A 15,595-nucleotide genomic window follows, 5' to 3' on the forward strand; every position below is an offset into this window, starting at 1 on the left:
CCGGCGTTGCCAGCAGCTAGCCTGAGAGAGCACCTGCAGCGTCGCCAATTACTACTAAATAACGATGTCATCCCTGCCAAGGACGCATACCAGAGACCCCGGCGCTGTTACTAGTATCACCCCATGACTTGGCCCGTGCGGGGTCAGGCTGCGCTCAGAGGGTAATAATAATGATCTATGCACAACCGGGAGCCGAAGGCTCCGTCGTCTCCTTCAAGTCACGCTATGGCAACTTCATCAACGGCGAGTTTGTGGCGCCGCTGAAGAGCCAGTACTTCACCAACCTATCGCCGGTCACCGGTGGCGCGATTTGCGAAATCCCGCGCTCCACCGCTGAAGATATCGAACTGGCCCTGGATGCCGCGCACCGCGCTAAAGACGGCTGGGGCAAGATGTCGGTCCAGGGTCGCAGCAACATCCTGCTGCAGATTGCTGACCGCATGGAACAGAACCTGGAAAAACTCGCCGTCACCGAAACCTGGGACAACGGCAAGGCCGTACGCGAAACCCTGAATGCCGACATCCCGCTGGCGGTCGATCACTTCCGTTACTTCGCGGGCTGCATTCGATCGCAAGAAGGCACCGCTGCCGAGATTGACGAACACACCGCGGCCTACCATTTCCACGAGCCACTGGGCGTGGTTGGCCAGATCATCCCCTGGAACTTCCCGCTGCTGATGGCGGCCTGGAAAGTGGCCCCGGCACTGGCGGCCGGTAACTGCATCGTGCTCAAGCCCGCCGAGCAAACGCCACTGAGCATTTTGGTGCTGATGGAAGTCATCGGCGACCTGCTGCCGCCGGGCGTGCTGAACGTGGTTAACGGTTACGGCCGCGAAGCGGGCGAGGCCCTGGCCACCAGCAAGCGCATCGCCAAGATCGCCTTCACCGGTTCCACCCCGGTGGGCCGCCACATCATGAAATGCGCGGCCGAAAACATCATCCCCTCTACCGTTGAACTGGGCGGCAAGTCGCCAAACATCTACTTCTCCGACATCATGCGAGCCGAAGAGTCCTTCGTCAGCAAGGCAGTCGAAGGCATGGTGCTGGCGTTCTTCAACCAGGGCGAGGTGTGCACCTGCCCGTCACGCGCGCTGATTCAGGAAGACATGTACGACGACTTCATCGGCATGGTGGTCGAGCGTACCCGCAGCATCAAACGCGGCAACCCGCTGGATACCGAAACCCAGGTGGGCGCGCAGGCCTCCGAGCAACAGTTCGACAAGATCCTGTCGTACATGGAGATCGCCCGCGAAGAGGGTGCCGAGTTCCTGATTGGCGGTGGCGCCGAGCGTCTGGATGCCGAGCTGGGTAACGGTTATTACATCCAGCCCACGCTGCTCAAGGGCCACAACAAGATGCGCATCTTCCAGGAAGAAATCTTCGGTCCAGTGGTCAGCGTTACCACCTTTAAGGACGAAGCCGAAGCCCTGGCGATTGCCAACGACACCGAGTTTGGCCTGGGCGCCGGCCTCTGGACCCGCGATATCAACCGCGCCTACCGCATGGGACGCGCCATTCAGGCTGGCCGCGTCTGGACCAACTGCTACCACATGTACCCGGCACACGCGGCCTTCGGTGGTTATAAGAAGTCTGGCGTAGGGCGTGAGACGCACAAGATGATTCTGGACAGCTACCAGCAGACCAAGAACCTGTTGATCAGCTACGACGCGAATCCGATGGGCTTCTTCTGATGTAACCCGTAATACGGCTGAACTTGCCCGTTCAGCCGCAGCTAATACCTGTGCAGGCCAGCTCCTCCTGCCGGGTGTTGCACTTCAGATGGGCGTGAGCCTTCTGAAAGTCTGTTTGTGAACCTTCGGCGTGGCTTCGGTCACGTCTTTTTTTGTTTGGGGTTTGGGGGTCACTCCACTCTGCGTGGGAACGCCTTCCTGGAAGCTCTGCGTTCATCTTGCACAATTGCGGATTGATCACGTTAACTTTTCGCCTTCACGGGGAGCAGTCCGCGTTGCTGTTTAAAAGCCTGCCATGCAAGGCGCGGGACGCAGGGAATGGCTAATTCTTTTCAATGTCCGCAACGCAGCAGGGCCCTTTCTTAAGCGTAACCCTCCGCGCCGTCGCCTGTTGTGGCGCATTATGTCAGAACGCGGTCTGAGCCAAGTATGGCAACCGCCCTCAACCCCAACCAAATCACGACCCAAACTTATCCTAAAGTACCATTCGTACCCCCTGATCCCAGTGGTTAACTGAGTCCGTCGGTTCCTGCCGACGCTGTAAACCCATGCAATAACAAGAGGATCGACCCATGTGGACTAAACCCAGCTATACCGACCTGCGCATTGGCTTTGAAGTCACCATGTACTTTGCCAACCGCTGAGCAACGGGCGCCCCGTGCTGCGGGGCGTTTCAGCTGATCCAAATTTTGCACCGGTCATAGGGCTCACCCATGTATATACAGATTCTAGGCTCGGCCGCCGGTGGTGGTTTTCCGCAGTGGAACTGCAATTGCCGCAACTGTGACGGCCTGCGCCGTGGCACGTTGAATGCCAAGGCACGCACCCAATCTTCCATTGCTCTGTCTGATGACGGTGTGCACTGGGTTCTCTGCAATGCTTCTCCCGATATTCGTACTCAGTTGGAGCAAACGCCGCTGCTGCAACCGGCGCGCAGCGTTCGTGATACTGCTATCAGCGCGATTGTGCTGATGGACAGCCAGATTGATCACGTAACCGGGCTGCTGACCCTGCGTGAGGGCTGCCCGCACGAGGTCTGGTGTACCGATATGGTTCATGAGGACCTGCAGACAGGCTTTCCGCTGTTCCCGATGCTGAGCCACTGGAACGGTGGCCTGCAGCGCCGCCGCATCGGGCTGGGCGAGCCGTTCCGTATTCAGGCCTGCCCGGCGCTGGAGTTCTTGCCGATTCCGCTGCGCAGCGCGGCGCCGCCGTATTCGCCACACCGCAACGACCCGCACCCCGGTGACAACATCGGCCTGCTGGTGCGCGACACCCACACCGGCGGTGTGCTGTTTTACGCGCCGGGCCTGGGCCAGCCGGATGAAGGAGTGCTGGCGACTATGCGCGATGCCGATTGCCTACTGGTGGACGGCACTCTGTGGCGCGATGACGAGATGGCCTTTGCTGGTGTGGGCGACAAGCTCGGCAGCGAGATGGGCCACCTGCAGCAGAGTGGGGCGGGCGGGATGATCAAGCTGCTGGATGCGCAGCCGGCCAGCCGCAAGGTGCTCATTCATATCAACAACACCAATCCGATCCTGGACGAGGACTCTGTCGAGCGCGCTGAACTGGTGGCGCACGGCATCGAGGTCGCCCACGATGGGATGCAGATCAGCCTGTAAGGGGGCCGTCATGCAACGCGAGCCGATGAGTATTGCCGAATTCGAGCAGGCCCTGCGCGACAAGGGCCGCTATTACCACATTCATCACCCGTTCCACGTTGCCATGTACGACGGCAGCGCAACCCGCGAGCAGATTCAGGGCTGGGTGGTGAACCGTTTCTACTATCAGGTCTGCATTCCGGTGAAGGACGCCGCGATTCTGGCTAACTGCCCGGACCGTGACACCCGCCGCGAGTGGATTCAGCGCATCATCGACCACGATGGCGAGCCGGGCAGCGAGGGCGGTATCGAGGCCTGGCTGCGCTTGGGCGAGGCCGTGGGGCTGGGCCGCGAGGTGCTGCTGTCGCAGGAGCTGGTGCTGCCGGGCGTGCGCTTTGCGGTGGATGCCTACGTCAACTTCGCCCGCCGGGCGAGCTGGCAGGAGGCGGCCAGTTCGTCGCTGACCGAGCTGTTTGCCCCGCACATTCATCAGTCGCGGCTGGACAGCTGGCCGCAGCATTACCCGTGGATTGATCCGACGGGGTACGACTATTTCCGCAAGCGTCTGAAAGAGGCCCGCCGCGACGTCGAGCACGGCCTGCGTATTACCCTGCATCACTACACCACATGGGAGGCGCAGCAGCGCATGCTGGATATTCTGCAGTTCAAACTGGACGTGCTCTGGAGCATGCTCGACGCCATGTCCATGGCCTATGAGCTGGAGCGCCCGCCGTATCACACGGTCACGGCCGACAAGGCCTGGCACCGGGGAATCGCGCTATGACCCCGGTGGTGCGTGATAACACGCCGGTGCTGCGCCCCGGCTTTCGCCTGCAATGGGAGCCGGTGCAGAACAGTCACGTGCTGCTCTACCCGGAGGGCATGGTCAAGCTGAACGACAGCGCTGCCGAAGTGCTGTTGCTGGTCGACGGCAAGCGACCGGTGGCTGACATCATCGATTCGCTGACAGACAAGTTTCCCAATGTGCCCGGACTGGACGAAGACGTTCTGGCCTTTATCGAGGTGGCCCATGCTCAACACTGGCTCCACATCCGCTGATCAGGGGCCACCATTGTGGCTGCTGGCCGAGCTGACCTACCGCTGCCCGCTGCAGTGCCCGTACTGCTCGAATCCGCTCGAGTTTGCCAACCACAAGGATGAGTTGAGTACCGCTCATTGGATTGATGTGTTCACCCAGGCGCGCGCATTGGGGGCGGCCCAGCTGGGCTTTTCCGGTGGCGAGCCGCTGGTGCGCGAAGACTTGCCCGAGCTGATCGGCGCGGCGCGCGAGTTGGGCTTTTACACCAACCTGATCACCTCCGGCATGGGGCTGACCGAGGCCAAGATCGAAGCCTTCCGCGAGGCCGGGCTGGATCACATCCAGATTAGCTTTCAGGCCTCCGACGCCGAGATCAACAACATGCTGGCCGGCTCGCGCAAGGCGTTCGATCAGAAGCTGGCGATGGCCCGTGCGGTCAAGGCAGCGGGTTATCCGATGGTGCTCAACTTTGTGACCCACCGACACAACATTGATGAGATCGACCGCATCATCGAGCTATGTGTGGCGCTGGAGGCCGATTTCGTCGAGCTGGCGACCTGTCAGTACTACGGCTGGGCGCACCTGAACCGCGCCGGGCTGCTGCCGACCAAGACGCAGCTGGACCACGCCGAGCAGGTCACCAATGCGTGGCGCGAGAAACTGGTCGAGCAGGGCAACCCGTGCAAGCTGATTCTGGTCACCCCCGATTACTACGAAGAACGCCCCAAGGGCTGCATGAATGGCTGGGGCAATATTTTTCTAACTATTACGCCGGATGGCACCGCGCTGCCGTGCCACAGCGCGCGGCAGCTGCCGGTTAGCTTCCCCAGCGTGACCGAGCACAGCCTTTCACATATTTGGTATGACTCTTTCGGTTTCAACCGTTTCCGCGGCTATGATTGGATGAGCGAGCCGTGCCGGTCCTGCGACGAAAAGGAGAAGGACTTTGGCGGCTGTCGTTGTCAGGCGTACCTGCTGACCGGCGATGCCACCCAGGCAGACCCGGTGTGCAACAAATCGCCCCACCATCACAAGATTCTGCAGGCCAGAGCCGAAGCAGAGCAGCCGCAACCGGCGATAGAGGAGTTGACCTTCCGCAATGAGCGCACCTCAAGGATCATCTGCAAAGCCTGACAGCCACCAGCCCGGCCGCTGGGCCAGCGAGTTCAGTGCCGCCCAGGCGGTCGCCGCCAGTGCCGATTATAGTGACCTGTGCTACGCCGATGGCGCGCTCTGGTGGCTTGAGTTCAGGCCCAGTGAGGGCCGCAGCCTGATCATGCGCTGGCGCGACGGACAGACCGCAACCATTACGCCGGAAGGTTATGGCGCGCGCAGCCGCGTTTACGAGTACGGCGGCGGCAGTTTTCGCGTGTTGCCGGGCGAGCACGAACCCGATTGCCAAGTGGCGTTCGTTAACGAGGCCGACCAGCAGATTTATCTGCAGTCCGTGGCAGCACGGCAGATGCACAAGATTACCCGCCATCCGGAGTACCGTTACGGTGGTCTCTATGCCGACCTGCTGCACCGCCGCGTGCTGGCGGTCGAAGAGGCCCATTTGCCAGACCGGGTGCAGCATCGACTGGTGGCCATTGGCGTAGACGGCGGCCGCCAGGTGTTGGCCGAGGGGGCGGATTTTTATCACTCGCCCGTCATGAGTGACGATGGCAGCCAGCTGGCCTGGATCGAATGGGATCGCCCACATCTGAGCTGGACCCGCACACGCCTGATGCGCGCCGAGCTGGATGTGCAGGGCGTGGTTAGCCGCATCACCACGGTGCCGGGTGGCGAAGAAGCCTTTCAGCAGCCGCAGTTCAGCGCCACCAATACGCTGTGCTGCTTGACTGACCGCAGTGGCTACTGGCTGCCCTGGGTGTTTGCTGCCGATGGCAGCGCGCAACGCTTGCCAGGCCACGCTGCCGATCACGCGCCGGCCCCCTGGCAGCACGGCAGCAATACGTGGCTACTGCTGGATAACGACTGGCTGGCGCTGAGTTGGACCGATGGCGGCTATGGGCATCTCGCCCTGCGCCACGCCCGCACCAGCGAGGAGCGCTTGTTGGCACACGACTACAGCCGTTTTCGCAGCTTGTGCAGCGATGGCCGCGCGCTCTACTGCATTGCCGCTTCGGCCAGCTGCAGCGCGGCGGTTTTACGTATTGATCTAGGCAGCGGAGCGCTTGCCCGGCTGCGTGGTGACGACAGTTGTTTGCCGGCCAGCGAGTTGGCTCGGCCAGAACGGCTGCTTTACCTGACTGCCGGCTGTGAAACCGCACACGGGTTCTTTTACGCGCCGCGCAACAGCCAGCAGGCGCTGACGCAGCCCCCCCCCCTGCTGATATTCACCCACGGCGGCCCGACCTCGGCCTGCTACCCGGTACTCGATAGCCGCATTCAGTTCTGGACCCAGCGTGGCTTTGCCGTGGTTGATCTCAATTACCGTGGCAGCACGGGCTACGGCCGTGCCTATCGCCAACGGCTGCAGGGCGGCTGGGGCGTAGTGGACGTAGAAGATGTGCTGGCAGCCGTTGAGCACCTTGCAGGCAAGCAACGGATCGACCCCGAACGGGTGTTCATCCGCGGCTCCAGCGCCGGGGGTTACACCACCCTGTGCGCACTGGTGGCAGGTGGCGATCGCTTTCGCGCGGCAGCGAGCCTGTATGGCGTGAGCGATCCGTTACAGCTGCGCGCTGTGACTCACAAGTTTGAAGCCGACTACATCGACTGGCTGATCGGCGACCCTGAAACCGAGCAGGCGCGTTACATCGAGCGCTCGCCACTGGCCCAAGCAGACCACATCCGCACCCCGGTGATCTTCTTTCAGGGCCTGCGCGACGCAGTCGTACTGCCCAGCCAGACCGAACAGATGGTCGCCGCGCTCGACGACAACGGCGTACCGGTACATAGCGTGACCTTCGCCGAGGAACGCCACGGCTTCCGCCAAGCCGCGCACCTGGCACAGGTGCTGGAAGAAGAATTGGCGTTTTATCAGACTTGGCTATGAACGCGGCTGCCGAGGCTTTTTGCGTACAGCCTCGGCAGCATGTTAACTCTCCAGCTTTAGCGTTCGGGTGTTACTTCGTCTGCCGGTTGGCTTCATACAAGCCCGCAAATTCGGTCATGCCCAACGCTGCGATCACGTTCTGCTGGTCATCCATAATCTCGTACATCACGCCGCTGGTACCGCGGATGCTGAATAGCACCACAGTGCCGCCGTCGCCACCGCATTCTCGGTGCGGGGTGGTATCCGGCGGGCTGACTGTGTAACTGCCGGTGGGCCTCACCTCCTTGATTTTACCGTTGGCGTGATAGAGCTGATGCTCGCCGCTGACCACAAAGGTGTGGTTCAACGCGCAGTGTCGGTGCAGCACTATCGGATCGTGGGCGCGAAAATGAAAGAGTACATCGACCAGCTGGGTGGCTTGGTCGATGCTCAGAATCGAGTAAGAGAAATTGTCGAAGCCGGGCAACTGGCTCCAGTGAATCTGGCGGTCGTCAAACGGATTCATAGTCTTGCTCCTGTTGTTATGAAACTCGGGTAGCACCTTTCGGGTCAGCGGCCGGGGACCCAGTCACTGACTATGATCTGGCCGGCGGCCGCTTTTTGCGCCTTGGCGGCCTGTTTGCGCGCACTGATGCTGGCGACGCATTGATCTTCGTTGTTGAGAATCACAATGCACTCCAGACACTGAATGCATTCGTCGTAGTCGATGGCGCCGCTACGCTTGATGGCGCCGATTTCGCACTTGTTGTGGCAGTGCTGGCAGGGCTTGCCGCAAGCATCAATACGCGTCAGCCAAGAGAGCAGTCGCAGCCGCCCAAGAACGGCCAGACCGGCGCCGAGCGGACACACATAACGGCAATAGAATTTGTGTACGAACAGGCCGACACCCAGCAGCAACACGGCATACACCACAAATGGCCAGCTACGGACGAAGACCAGCGTGATCGAGGTCTTGAATGGTTCGACCTCGGCCAGGCGTTCGGCCAGCGTGAGCGAATAGAAGGCGGTCGGCACTAGAGCAATCAGGATCAGGTATTTGAGCCATTGCAACCGCAGATGAGTCCGTTCGCTAATCTTCCATTGGCGTAGCTTCAGCCGTTTGGCCAGCCAGCTGACCATCTCCTGCAAGGCGCCGAACGGGCAGAGCCAGCCGCAGAACAGCCCGCGCCCCCAGATGAACAGGCTGGCAAAGGTAAACAGCCAGAGGCAGAAGATCACCGGGTCCATCAGAAAAATACTGATATCAAAGCCCTGCCGTAGCGCGAGTAGCAGTGTGAATATGTTGACCACCGACAGCTGGCCCTGGGCGTAAAACCCGATGAACAGCACGGTGAATAGCAGGAACCCGGCGCGAAAAAGATGAAAGGCTCGACTGTGCTCGCTGAGCGTGTGCTGTTTGACGAATACAACGCAAAGCACGGTCAGGCTGGCCATCAGCAAGGCAACTTGCCAGGCCCGGTCTTGCCACATGCGCAGCCATACCGGACTGGGGTTGGCGGTTATAACGGGCGCCTGCAGCTCAAACAGGGCAGCATCCAGGGCCAATGCGGTAGTGAATGCTGTTTTCTGCTCAATCAGCGGATTACGCCGCAGGCTAACGTTCAATTGCAGTTCGGCTGGTTCCAGCGGGTTGAAGGCGGCGTGGGTCTTGATGCGGAAAATGGTTGCCTGCAGGTCCGCCTCCGGCGTGTTGATCTGCTCGAGTACGGCGCCGTTATTAAAGTTCATGTCATGCAGCTCAATCGCCTTATTGTGTTGCAGCAGATTGATGCGGCTGGCGGTCGTCGCAGGAATGAAGTCTGCAGGTACGTGTGTATAGCTGCCGCGCGACATCACCAGTAGCGCTTGCTCGTTGCTCGCAAGCTCCTCTTGCAGTTGCGCAAAACCAGCATCTCCCAGCAGGTTGCGGCCGATGCTGGGGGCATTGAGGTAGGCGAAGTACAGCTCACTGAAAGTATGCTCGTCGGCATTCTGCAGGCCGGGGTAGAGCGCCAGCGAATGCCCCAGCTGCTGCTCTACTGCGGCGGCGGACAGGGTCCAGTGCTGTACGTAGCCACGGGCCAGCAGTTGTTGCCAGTCCAGCGATTGATAAAGGTCTGGCTTGGCGACGGCCTGCGGGCCCTGGACAAAGTCGGCCAGCAGCGCGCGGGCAACGGTCATCGCCGACTGCAGCACGGCTTCATTGAGGATGACCACCGATACCGTGGCCTTGCTGACGCCATCGATGTAACTGAGGGTATCGCCGTCCACTGCGTTGCCGTGCGTGCTGCCAACCACGATGGGAGTGGCGAGGTTCAGGCCAGCGTACTGGTCAGCGAAGTTGAACAGCGACTGCTCGCCCAGGCCGTGCAGGAACACCGGTTCGTGGTGTTCGAGTACTTTTACGCCGGTCAGCTTGCCGGCGAGCGTCATACCGATAAGCAGGCGTATCGGTTTGCCGGAGAAGCCCTGCAGGCTAGAGTAATCGGTTGAAAGAAAGGCGTAGCCCAGTAACTGATCGAGCTGGAACGCCTGATACACCGGCGGCTCGCCCTGCTTGGGTTCAATGCGGGTGGCGCTCGGGAATAGTTGCCGCACCACCTGTTCCACGGACTGCTCGGGCGCTGTGCTGTTGGCCATGCCCGCGCTGGGTGGCAGCCAAAGGATCAAGATCAGCAGCAGTGTTGGCAACGCTGTAGGAGCGCAAGCAGGCATGGGGTGCATCCCGGATTCTTATGATTTTCTCCATGCTAGTGCGCCAGCCCTGCCGAGCCATGCCACTTAGGGCTTGTTGTGTCGCTACTTCAGTCGTAGGTGCGGCTGTTTCAGCTTAAAAAGGTGCAGGCTTTAGGGTAGGCTGCAAAAACGCTCGCTACTGCGCTTGCGCACTGCTCAGAGCACCCCATTACAAAAACAACGCGGTACCAGCCCATGTCTTACGATATCAGTCAGCTGCGCAAATTTGTCACGCCGGAAATCATCTTTGGTGCCGGTGCGCGCAAGACCGTTGCCAACTACGCCACCACCTTTGGCGCCAAGAAAGTTCTGCTGGTGTCCGACCCTGGCGTGCAAGCGGCCGGTTGGGTAGTGGACGTGGAAGAAAGTCTGCGGGAGCAGGGCATCGACTACGTACTTTTCACCCAGGTCTCGGCCAATCCACGCACCGAAGAAGTGATGCACGGCGCGGAGGTATACCGCGCAGCGGGTTGCAACGTGATAGTGGCGATTGGCGGTGGCAGCCCGATTGACTGCGCCAAGGCTATCGGCATTGCGGTGGCGCATGATCGCCACATTCTGGAGTTCGAGGGCGTGGATACCATTCGTGCACCCATCCCGCCGCTGATCTGTATTCCGACCACCGCCGGTACTTCCGCCGATGTGTCGCAGTTCGTGATCATTTCCGATCAGCAGGAAAAGGTGAAGTTCTCGATCATCAGTAAGGCGGTAGTGCCGGATGTATCGCTGATTGACCCAGAAACCACCTCGACCATGGACCCCTTCCTGTCTGCCTGCACCGGGGTAGATGCCATGGTACATGCAATTGAAGCCTTCGTTTCGACCGGCAGCGGGCCGATGACCGATGCCCACGCGCTGGAAGCCATGCGTCTGCTCAACGGCAATCTGGTCAAGATGATTCAAAACCCGCAGGACATCGCCCTGCGTGAGCAGGTGATGCTCGGTAGCTTGCAGGCCGGTCTGGCGTTTTCCAATGCGATTTTAGGTGCGGTACACGCCATGTCGCACAGTCTGGGCGGCTTTCTCGATCTGCCGCATGGCCTGTGCAATGCGATTCTGGTGGAGCACGTGGTGGCGTTCAACTTCGACTCCGCGCCTGACCGCTTCAAAGTGATCGCGCAGACGCTGGGCATTGATATCCGCGGCGTGAGTACACCCCAGGTGAAGCAGCTTCTGGTGCAGCACCTGATCGACCTCAAGCAGGCGGTGGGCTTCAATCAGTCGCTGACGATGCATGGCGTTAGTAATACCGATCTGCGCATGCTGTCGTTACACGCGATGGACGATCCGTGCATCCTGACCAATCCGCGCGAATCCAGCCTCGCCGACGTTGAGGTGGTTTATGCCGAAGCCCTCTGATCCGCGCCGCGAGGTGCTGACAGGGCTTTTGGGGCTTGGATCACAGTCGTCACGCAAGAGCTATTACCCCGAGCTGCTGGCGCGACTCGAAGAGCTAGAAACCGAGCGGAATCGCTATAAGTGGCTATTCGAAAATGCCGTGCACGGTATTTTTCAGGCTAGCCTCGGGGCTGGGCTGCTGACGGCCAACCGCTCGTTCGCCCGGATGCTGGGTTATCCATCCGTCGACGCTCTGGTCAACCAGCGGCAAGCATTGGAGCAGGTGTTTTTCATCAATCGCGATGAGTTTCAACGCATCCGCCTACACTTGTTGCTCAAAGGTGAGCTAACCGGCTACGAAACAAAGCTCGCGCGCGCCGATGGCAGTTTGCTGGATGTGCGCATGAACATCCTCCTACGCCCCGACGCCAGCGATCATGTCATCGAAGCCTTCGTTGCTGATGTGACCGAGCGCAAGCAGGCGCAGCGGGCCATGCAGCAACTCAACGAAGAATTGGAGCTGCGCGTACAGGAGCGTACTCGAGAGCTTGAAACCCTGAATGAGAGTTTACGTTTTGAGATTATTGAACGTGAGCGAACGCAGTGCGAGCTGCGCGAAGCACGTGACGTTGCCCAGCAAGCTAACCGCAGTAAGGATCATTACCTGGCGGCAGCCAGCCACGACTTGCTGCAACCGCTCAATGCGGCCCGCTTGTTGATGGCGACGCTGCGTGAGAGCGAATTGCCAGAACGTGCCGCACAAATGGTTGAGCGCTCGCATACCGCGATGGAAAGCGCCGAAGATATGCTCAGCGACCTGCTGGATATCTCCCGCCTAGACCAGCCAAACCTGCAGCCAGAGCTAAACGATTACGCCATAGTCGATGTAATAGAGCCATTGCTAGCGGAGTTTCAGCCGGTAGCTCAGGCAGCTGGCGTTGGCCTGAGAGGACACTTGCCGAATCTATTGGTACACACCGATTACCGCTTGCTGAGTCGCATTTTACGAAACTTCATCAGCAATGCGGTGCGCTATACCGAGCAGGGCGGTGTACTTGTCGGTTGTCGGATCCGTGGTGCGCACTTGTGTATTCAGGTGTGGGATACGGGGCGTGGCATTCAGCGGCAGGATTTCAGTCGAATATTTCAGGAGTTCAACCAGTTGGATGCGCCAAAGGCCGGGCAACGTAAGGGCGTAGGTCTCGGGCTTGCGATAGTAGATAGAATTTCTAGGCTGTTGCGTACGCGAATTGACGTGCAGTCGCGGGTAGGGCGCGGTTCAATGTTTTCGGTTAGTGTGCCCATTGCTGCAAACCAGTCATTACCTGTAACGAGTAATAATTTGATGGATAATTTAGCAGTACCGTTGCAAGGCCGGCGATTGCTAGTCATCGACAATGAGGAGATTATTCTACAAAGCATGCAGGGGCTGCTGCAGAAGTGGGGCGCAGAGGTTGTGCTAGCCCTCGATGCTGATGCCGCAAAAACGGCGCTTGGTGGGCAACCACCGGACGCAATCCTGGTGGATTATCATCTTGACGATGGATTAACGGGCTGTGATGCCGTGAATGAGCTTCGTGCACACTTCGTGCAACCGTTGCCAGCCATCATGATCACCGCTGATCGGACTGAACATTGCCAGCGGATGCTGCAAGAAATGGGCATCCCCGTACTAAGCAAACCGCTCAAAGCGGGTAAGCTGCGGGCAATGCTAGGCAGTCTGTTCAAAGCTGCAGGTTAATCCTCTGATCTCAGCGGTTAGGTTGAAAATACATTGACGCAGGAGGCTCTCTTGAGTTGGTTGAACCTGCCTTTCCCCGGTTGGTTACATGACTGCATCGCTAACCCGGCAGGATTTTGGTCAGTTCCTGATGCAGCGATTCAATCAGCAACGACCGCATGAATTTAACGCAGAGCTCACGCCCGCCGTTGCTGAGGGAAAACTTAACCCAGCGTCCTGGATCCTTTCACCACTCCAATCTCCAGCCGCATCGAATTTTTTTCCAGCATGAGGAGCTGAAATCGTAGAGGCTGAAACGCTCCCTTCCACCCGAAACGAACGCATGGATTGCCTGAGTTGCCGACGTTTTTCCACTGTTATTCGATCCAACGAATATTGAGAAGTCGTCAGCCAGCTCAATATGAGCGTCCTTCAAGCGTCGAAAGTTTCTGAGACGATAGGAGTGAAGATGCAAGAAAAACCCTCCGCTGATTTTTGAGATTTTTAGCCAGCTATATCACCTAAGTAGGTCAGTGCGTCTTCACTCCAGCTACACTAACGCTATCCTGACGCATGTACGATGCTCGCGGCACAGCTTATTTACCTTGGCCTGAGCGCTTCGCTTAAGTGAGTCCTGCCAGCACTAAGGAATAGCCGTAGCCTGTCCAAATTCTTAAGTCATCAAGTTTGTTCGCGAAAGAAGTCAGTGGTCGGTTCCATCAAGGCATGCAAGGTTGTGACCTCGTCGCCTTTATATCTTTCATGGGTTAAAAAACTCGGATGCGAGGCGATGATTACCAGGAGATGATTTGAGTGCCTGCTGTTGGCTTATAGCAGACCCTCATCACTGGCCGGAATCGGCCAAGAGCGGTCCTTCGTGACCACCATCATTCAAAATAGACGGTAGTAGTACATCTAATGCGGCCCGTTGCATTATAAAGACTCCAGAGTTGGCGTTCAGAACTGAGCAACCATTCGATTCAACAACGAGGAAGGAACCTATGCCCCTTAGTGACTATTGGAACGGTCCAGCGAACCGGGAGCGTGCGGATGATCTAGACGTGCAGCTTACGGAGCTTCAGGCGCGCTATGCACAGCTGCAAGCACTCAATAGGAAGATTGGCGCCATGGACTTCCTGGAAGTCCAGCAGTTGATCGAGCAAGAGAAAACAAAACTTGCTGCAGTGCATCAGGAAATTCAGCACGCCGAGCAAAACGTATCGTCGCTTGCAAAACGCTCCTCTGATTTGCAGGGGCAGATCCTCGTCTGGGAGGAGACGCTGCTTCTGGAAAGCTTCGCGCTCTATGAGCCGAAGTTCAAGCTGAATGCCAGCCATGACTACAAGTCCAGATTGGACAGTGTCCGTGACCTTCAGAAGGCGATGGTGAAGGCAGGAACAGCGGCTACCGGGAATATGGCTTGGACAGTTAGTGGCAGCCAGGCCCAAGGACGCAAGCTCGTCACAGATATGATCAAACTGGTAATCCGTTCGTTCAACAACGAAGCAGATTATTGCGTGGACAACGTTAAGTTCGACAATGTCGAGCTTGGTGAGAAAAGAATTCTCAAGTCGTTCGAAGCCTGCAACCGTCTAGGCAAGATTATGGACGTAGAAATCTCGCGCAAATACCTGAGCCTCAAGCTCGATGAGCTGCATCTTGCCCACGAGTTTCAGATCAAAAAGCGGGAGGAAAAGGAAGAGGCGAAGCGAGCTCGAGAGGAACTGAGGGAGCAGCAAAAACTTGAGAAAGAGATTCGTGCAGCTCGGGAAAAAATCGCTAAGGAGCGCAAGCACTTCACGGCTGCCATGCGCGACCTTCAGGTTCGTCTAGAAAAAGTAGAGTCCGAAGAGGAGCGTGCCCCGCTTTTGGCGAAGCTAGCTGAAATTGAAGCAGCACGAGCTGACTTAGAGAGCGAAGAAAAGCTTATCGACTATCGCGAGCTTAATGCGAAGGCTGGTTATGTCTACGTTATATCCAATGTAGGAGCATTCGGCGAAGGGGTATACAAGATCGGCATGACCCGCCGCCTGGAGCCGATGGACCGCGTCGACGAACTGGGCGACGCATCAGTGCCATTCTGGTTTGACGTGCATGCGATGGTCTTTTCAGATAACGCTCCTGCATTGGAAGCGAAACTGCACGAGCGCTTTGCAATCGGTCGGTTGAACAAGGTAAATGGACGCAAGGAATTCTTCCGTGCCGACATTGCTGAGATCGAGTCTGTTATCCGAGAAAACTACGACGCCGTCGTGGAGGTTACACACGCAGCGCCAGCGGAGCAGTATCGCGAAAGTCTACGCATGGCAATGCCCGGAGCCGATATCCAGAAATCAGAGCGCGCTTTGACTCTGAGCTAGCTTGGACTCACCCCGATATGCATCACACACCCCAGTTTCAATTGGAGGCCCTTTCAAAAGCCTCGGGGCTGGGACACGGGAGCGGTTACTGCGAACACGACGGCACAGCCGCCGTTGTTACACGGAA

At 58.5% G+C, this 15,595-nt stretch carries 13 protein-coding genes; 10 read left to right on the top strand and 3 right to left on the bottom strand.

Features of this window, described 5'->3' with window-relative positions:
• The first annotated feature begins 170 nt into the window (after positions 1-170).
• The 7 genes from exaC (at position 171) to AC1XYH_RS04875 (ending at position 7,335) form a co-directional block, all read left to right on the top strand.
• Positions 171-1,691, top strand: coding sequence for an acetaldehyde dehydrogenase ExaC (exaC, locus tag AC1XYH_RS04845; RefSeq protein ID WP_483325529.1), 1,521 nt, complete (start codon positions 171-173; stop codon positions 1,689-1,691).
• 572 nt (positions 1,692-2,263) lie between these two features.
• Positions 2,264-2,335 (top strand): pyrroloquinoline quinone precursor peptide PqqA, encoded by a 72-nt coding sequence (gene pqqA / locus AC1XYH_RS04850; RefSeq protein WP_063607997.1) that lies wholly within the window; start codon positions 2,264-2,266, stop codon positions 2,333-2,335.
• 69 nt (positions 2,336-2,404) lie between these two features.
• On the top strand, positions 2,405-3,316 hold the full coding sequence (gene pqqB, locus AC1XYH_RS04855) for a pyrroloquinoline quinone biosynthesis protein PqqB (protein WP_483325530.1): 912 nt from the start codon (positions 2,405-2,407) through the stop codon (positions 3,314-3,316).
• 10 nt (positions 3,317-3,326) lie between these two features.
• Positions 3,327-4,079 (top strand): pyrroloquinoline-quinone synthase PqqC, encoded by a 753-nt coding sequence (gene pqqC / locus AC1XYH_RS04860; RefSeq protein ID WP_483325531.1) that lies wholly within the window; start codon positions 3,327-3,329, stop codon positions 4,077-4,079.
• Complete coding sequence (gene pqqD, locus AC1XYH_RS04865) at positions 4,076-4,354, top strand: pyrroloquinoline quinone biosynthesis peptide chaperone PqqD (protein ID WP_483325532.1); 279 nt, start codon at positions 4,076-4,078, stop codon at positions 4,352-4,354. Before pqqC ends, pqqD begins: the two co-directional genes overlap by 4 nt.
• Positions 4,326-5,468 (top strand): pyrroloquinoline quinone biosynthesis protein PqqE, encoded by a 1,143-nt coding sequence (pqqE, locus tag AC1XYH_RS04870; protein ID WP_483325533.1) that lies wholly within the window; start codon positions 4,326-4,328, stop codon positions 5,466-5,468. Before pqqD ends, pqqE begins: the two co-directional genes overlap by 29 nt.
• Positions 5,434-7,335: a S9 family peptidase gene (locus tag AC1XYH_RS04875; RefSeq protein WP_483325534.1), complete on the top strand. Its 1,902-nt coding sequence runs from the start codon at positions 5,434-5,436 to the stop codon at positions 7,333-7,335. Before pqqE ends, AC1XYH_RS04875 begins: the two co-directional genes overlap by 35 nt.
• 70 nt (positions 7,336-7,405) lie before the next feature.
• Here the strand turns inward: AC1XYH_RS04875 and AC1XYH_RS04880 are convergent, their stop codons facing one another.
• Complete coding sequence (locus AC1XYH_RS04880; RefSeq protein ID WP_483325535.1) at positions 7,406-7,840, bottom strand: hypothetical protein; 435 nt, start codon at positions 7,838-7,840, stop codon at positions 7,406-7,408.
• A 44-nt stretch (positions 7,841-7,884) separates the two neighbouring features.
• Positions 7,885-10,029: a 4Fe-4S binding protein gene (locus AC1XYH_RS04885; protein WP_483325536.1), complete on the bottom strand. Its 2,145-nt coding sequence runs from the start codon at positions 10,027-10,029 to the stop codon at positions 7,885-7,887.
• A 216-nt stretch (positions 10,030-10,245) separates the two neighbouring features.
• Here AC1XYH_RS04885 and ercA point away from each other — a divergent pair, with 216 nt between their 5' ends.
• Positions 10,246-11,409 (top strand): alcohol dehydrogenase-like regulatory protein ErcA, encoded by a 1,164-nt coding sequence (gene ercA, locus AC1XYH_RS04890; protein WP_483325537.1) that lies wholly within the window; start codon positions 10,246-10,248, stop codon positions 11,407-11,409.
• The gene (locus AC1XYH_RS04895) at positions 11,393-13,129 is read left to right on the top strand and encodes a PAS domain-containing hybrid sensor histidine kinase/response regulator (RefSeq protein WP_483325538.1); all 1,737 of its coding nucleotides are present in this window, start codon (positions 11,393-11,395) and stop codon (positions 13,127-13,129) included. Before ercA ends, AC1XYH_RS04895 begins: the two co-directional genes overlap by 17 nt.
• Before the next feature lie 226 nt (positions 13,130-13,355).
• On the opposite strand, the gene AC1XYH_RS04900 is transcribed toward AC1XYH_RS04895, so the two are convergent.
• Positions 13,356-13,583, bottom strand: a complete 228-nt coding sequence (locus AC1XYH_RS04900; RefSeq protein ID WP_483325539.1) for an AAA family ATPase — start codon at positions 13,581-13,583, stop codon at positions 13,356-13,358.
• 526 nt (positions 13,584-14,109) lie between these two features.
• Here AC1XYH_RS04900 and AC1XYH_RS04905 point away from each other — a divergent pair.
• Entirely contained in the window at positions 14,110-15,468 is a 1,359-nt protein-coding gene (locus AC1XYH_RS04905) for an SNIPE associated domain-containing protein (protein WP_483325540.1), read from the top strand.
• Positions 15,469-15,595: the final 127 nt, after the last annotated feature.

The organism is Pseudomonas sp. GW-45, from assembly GCF_056896675.1.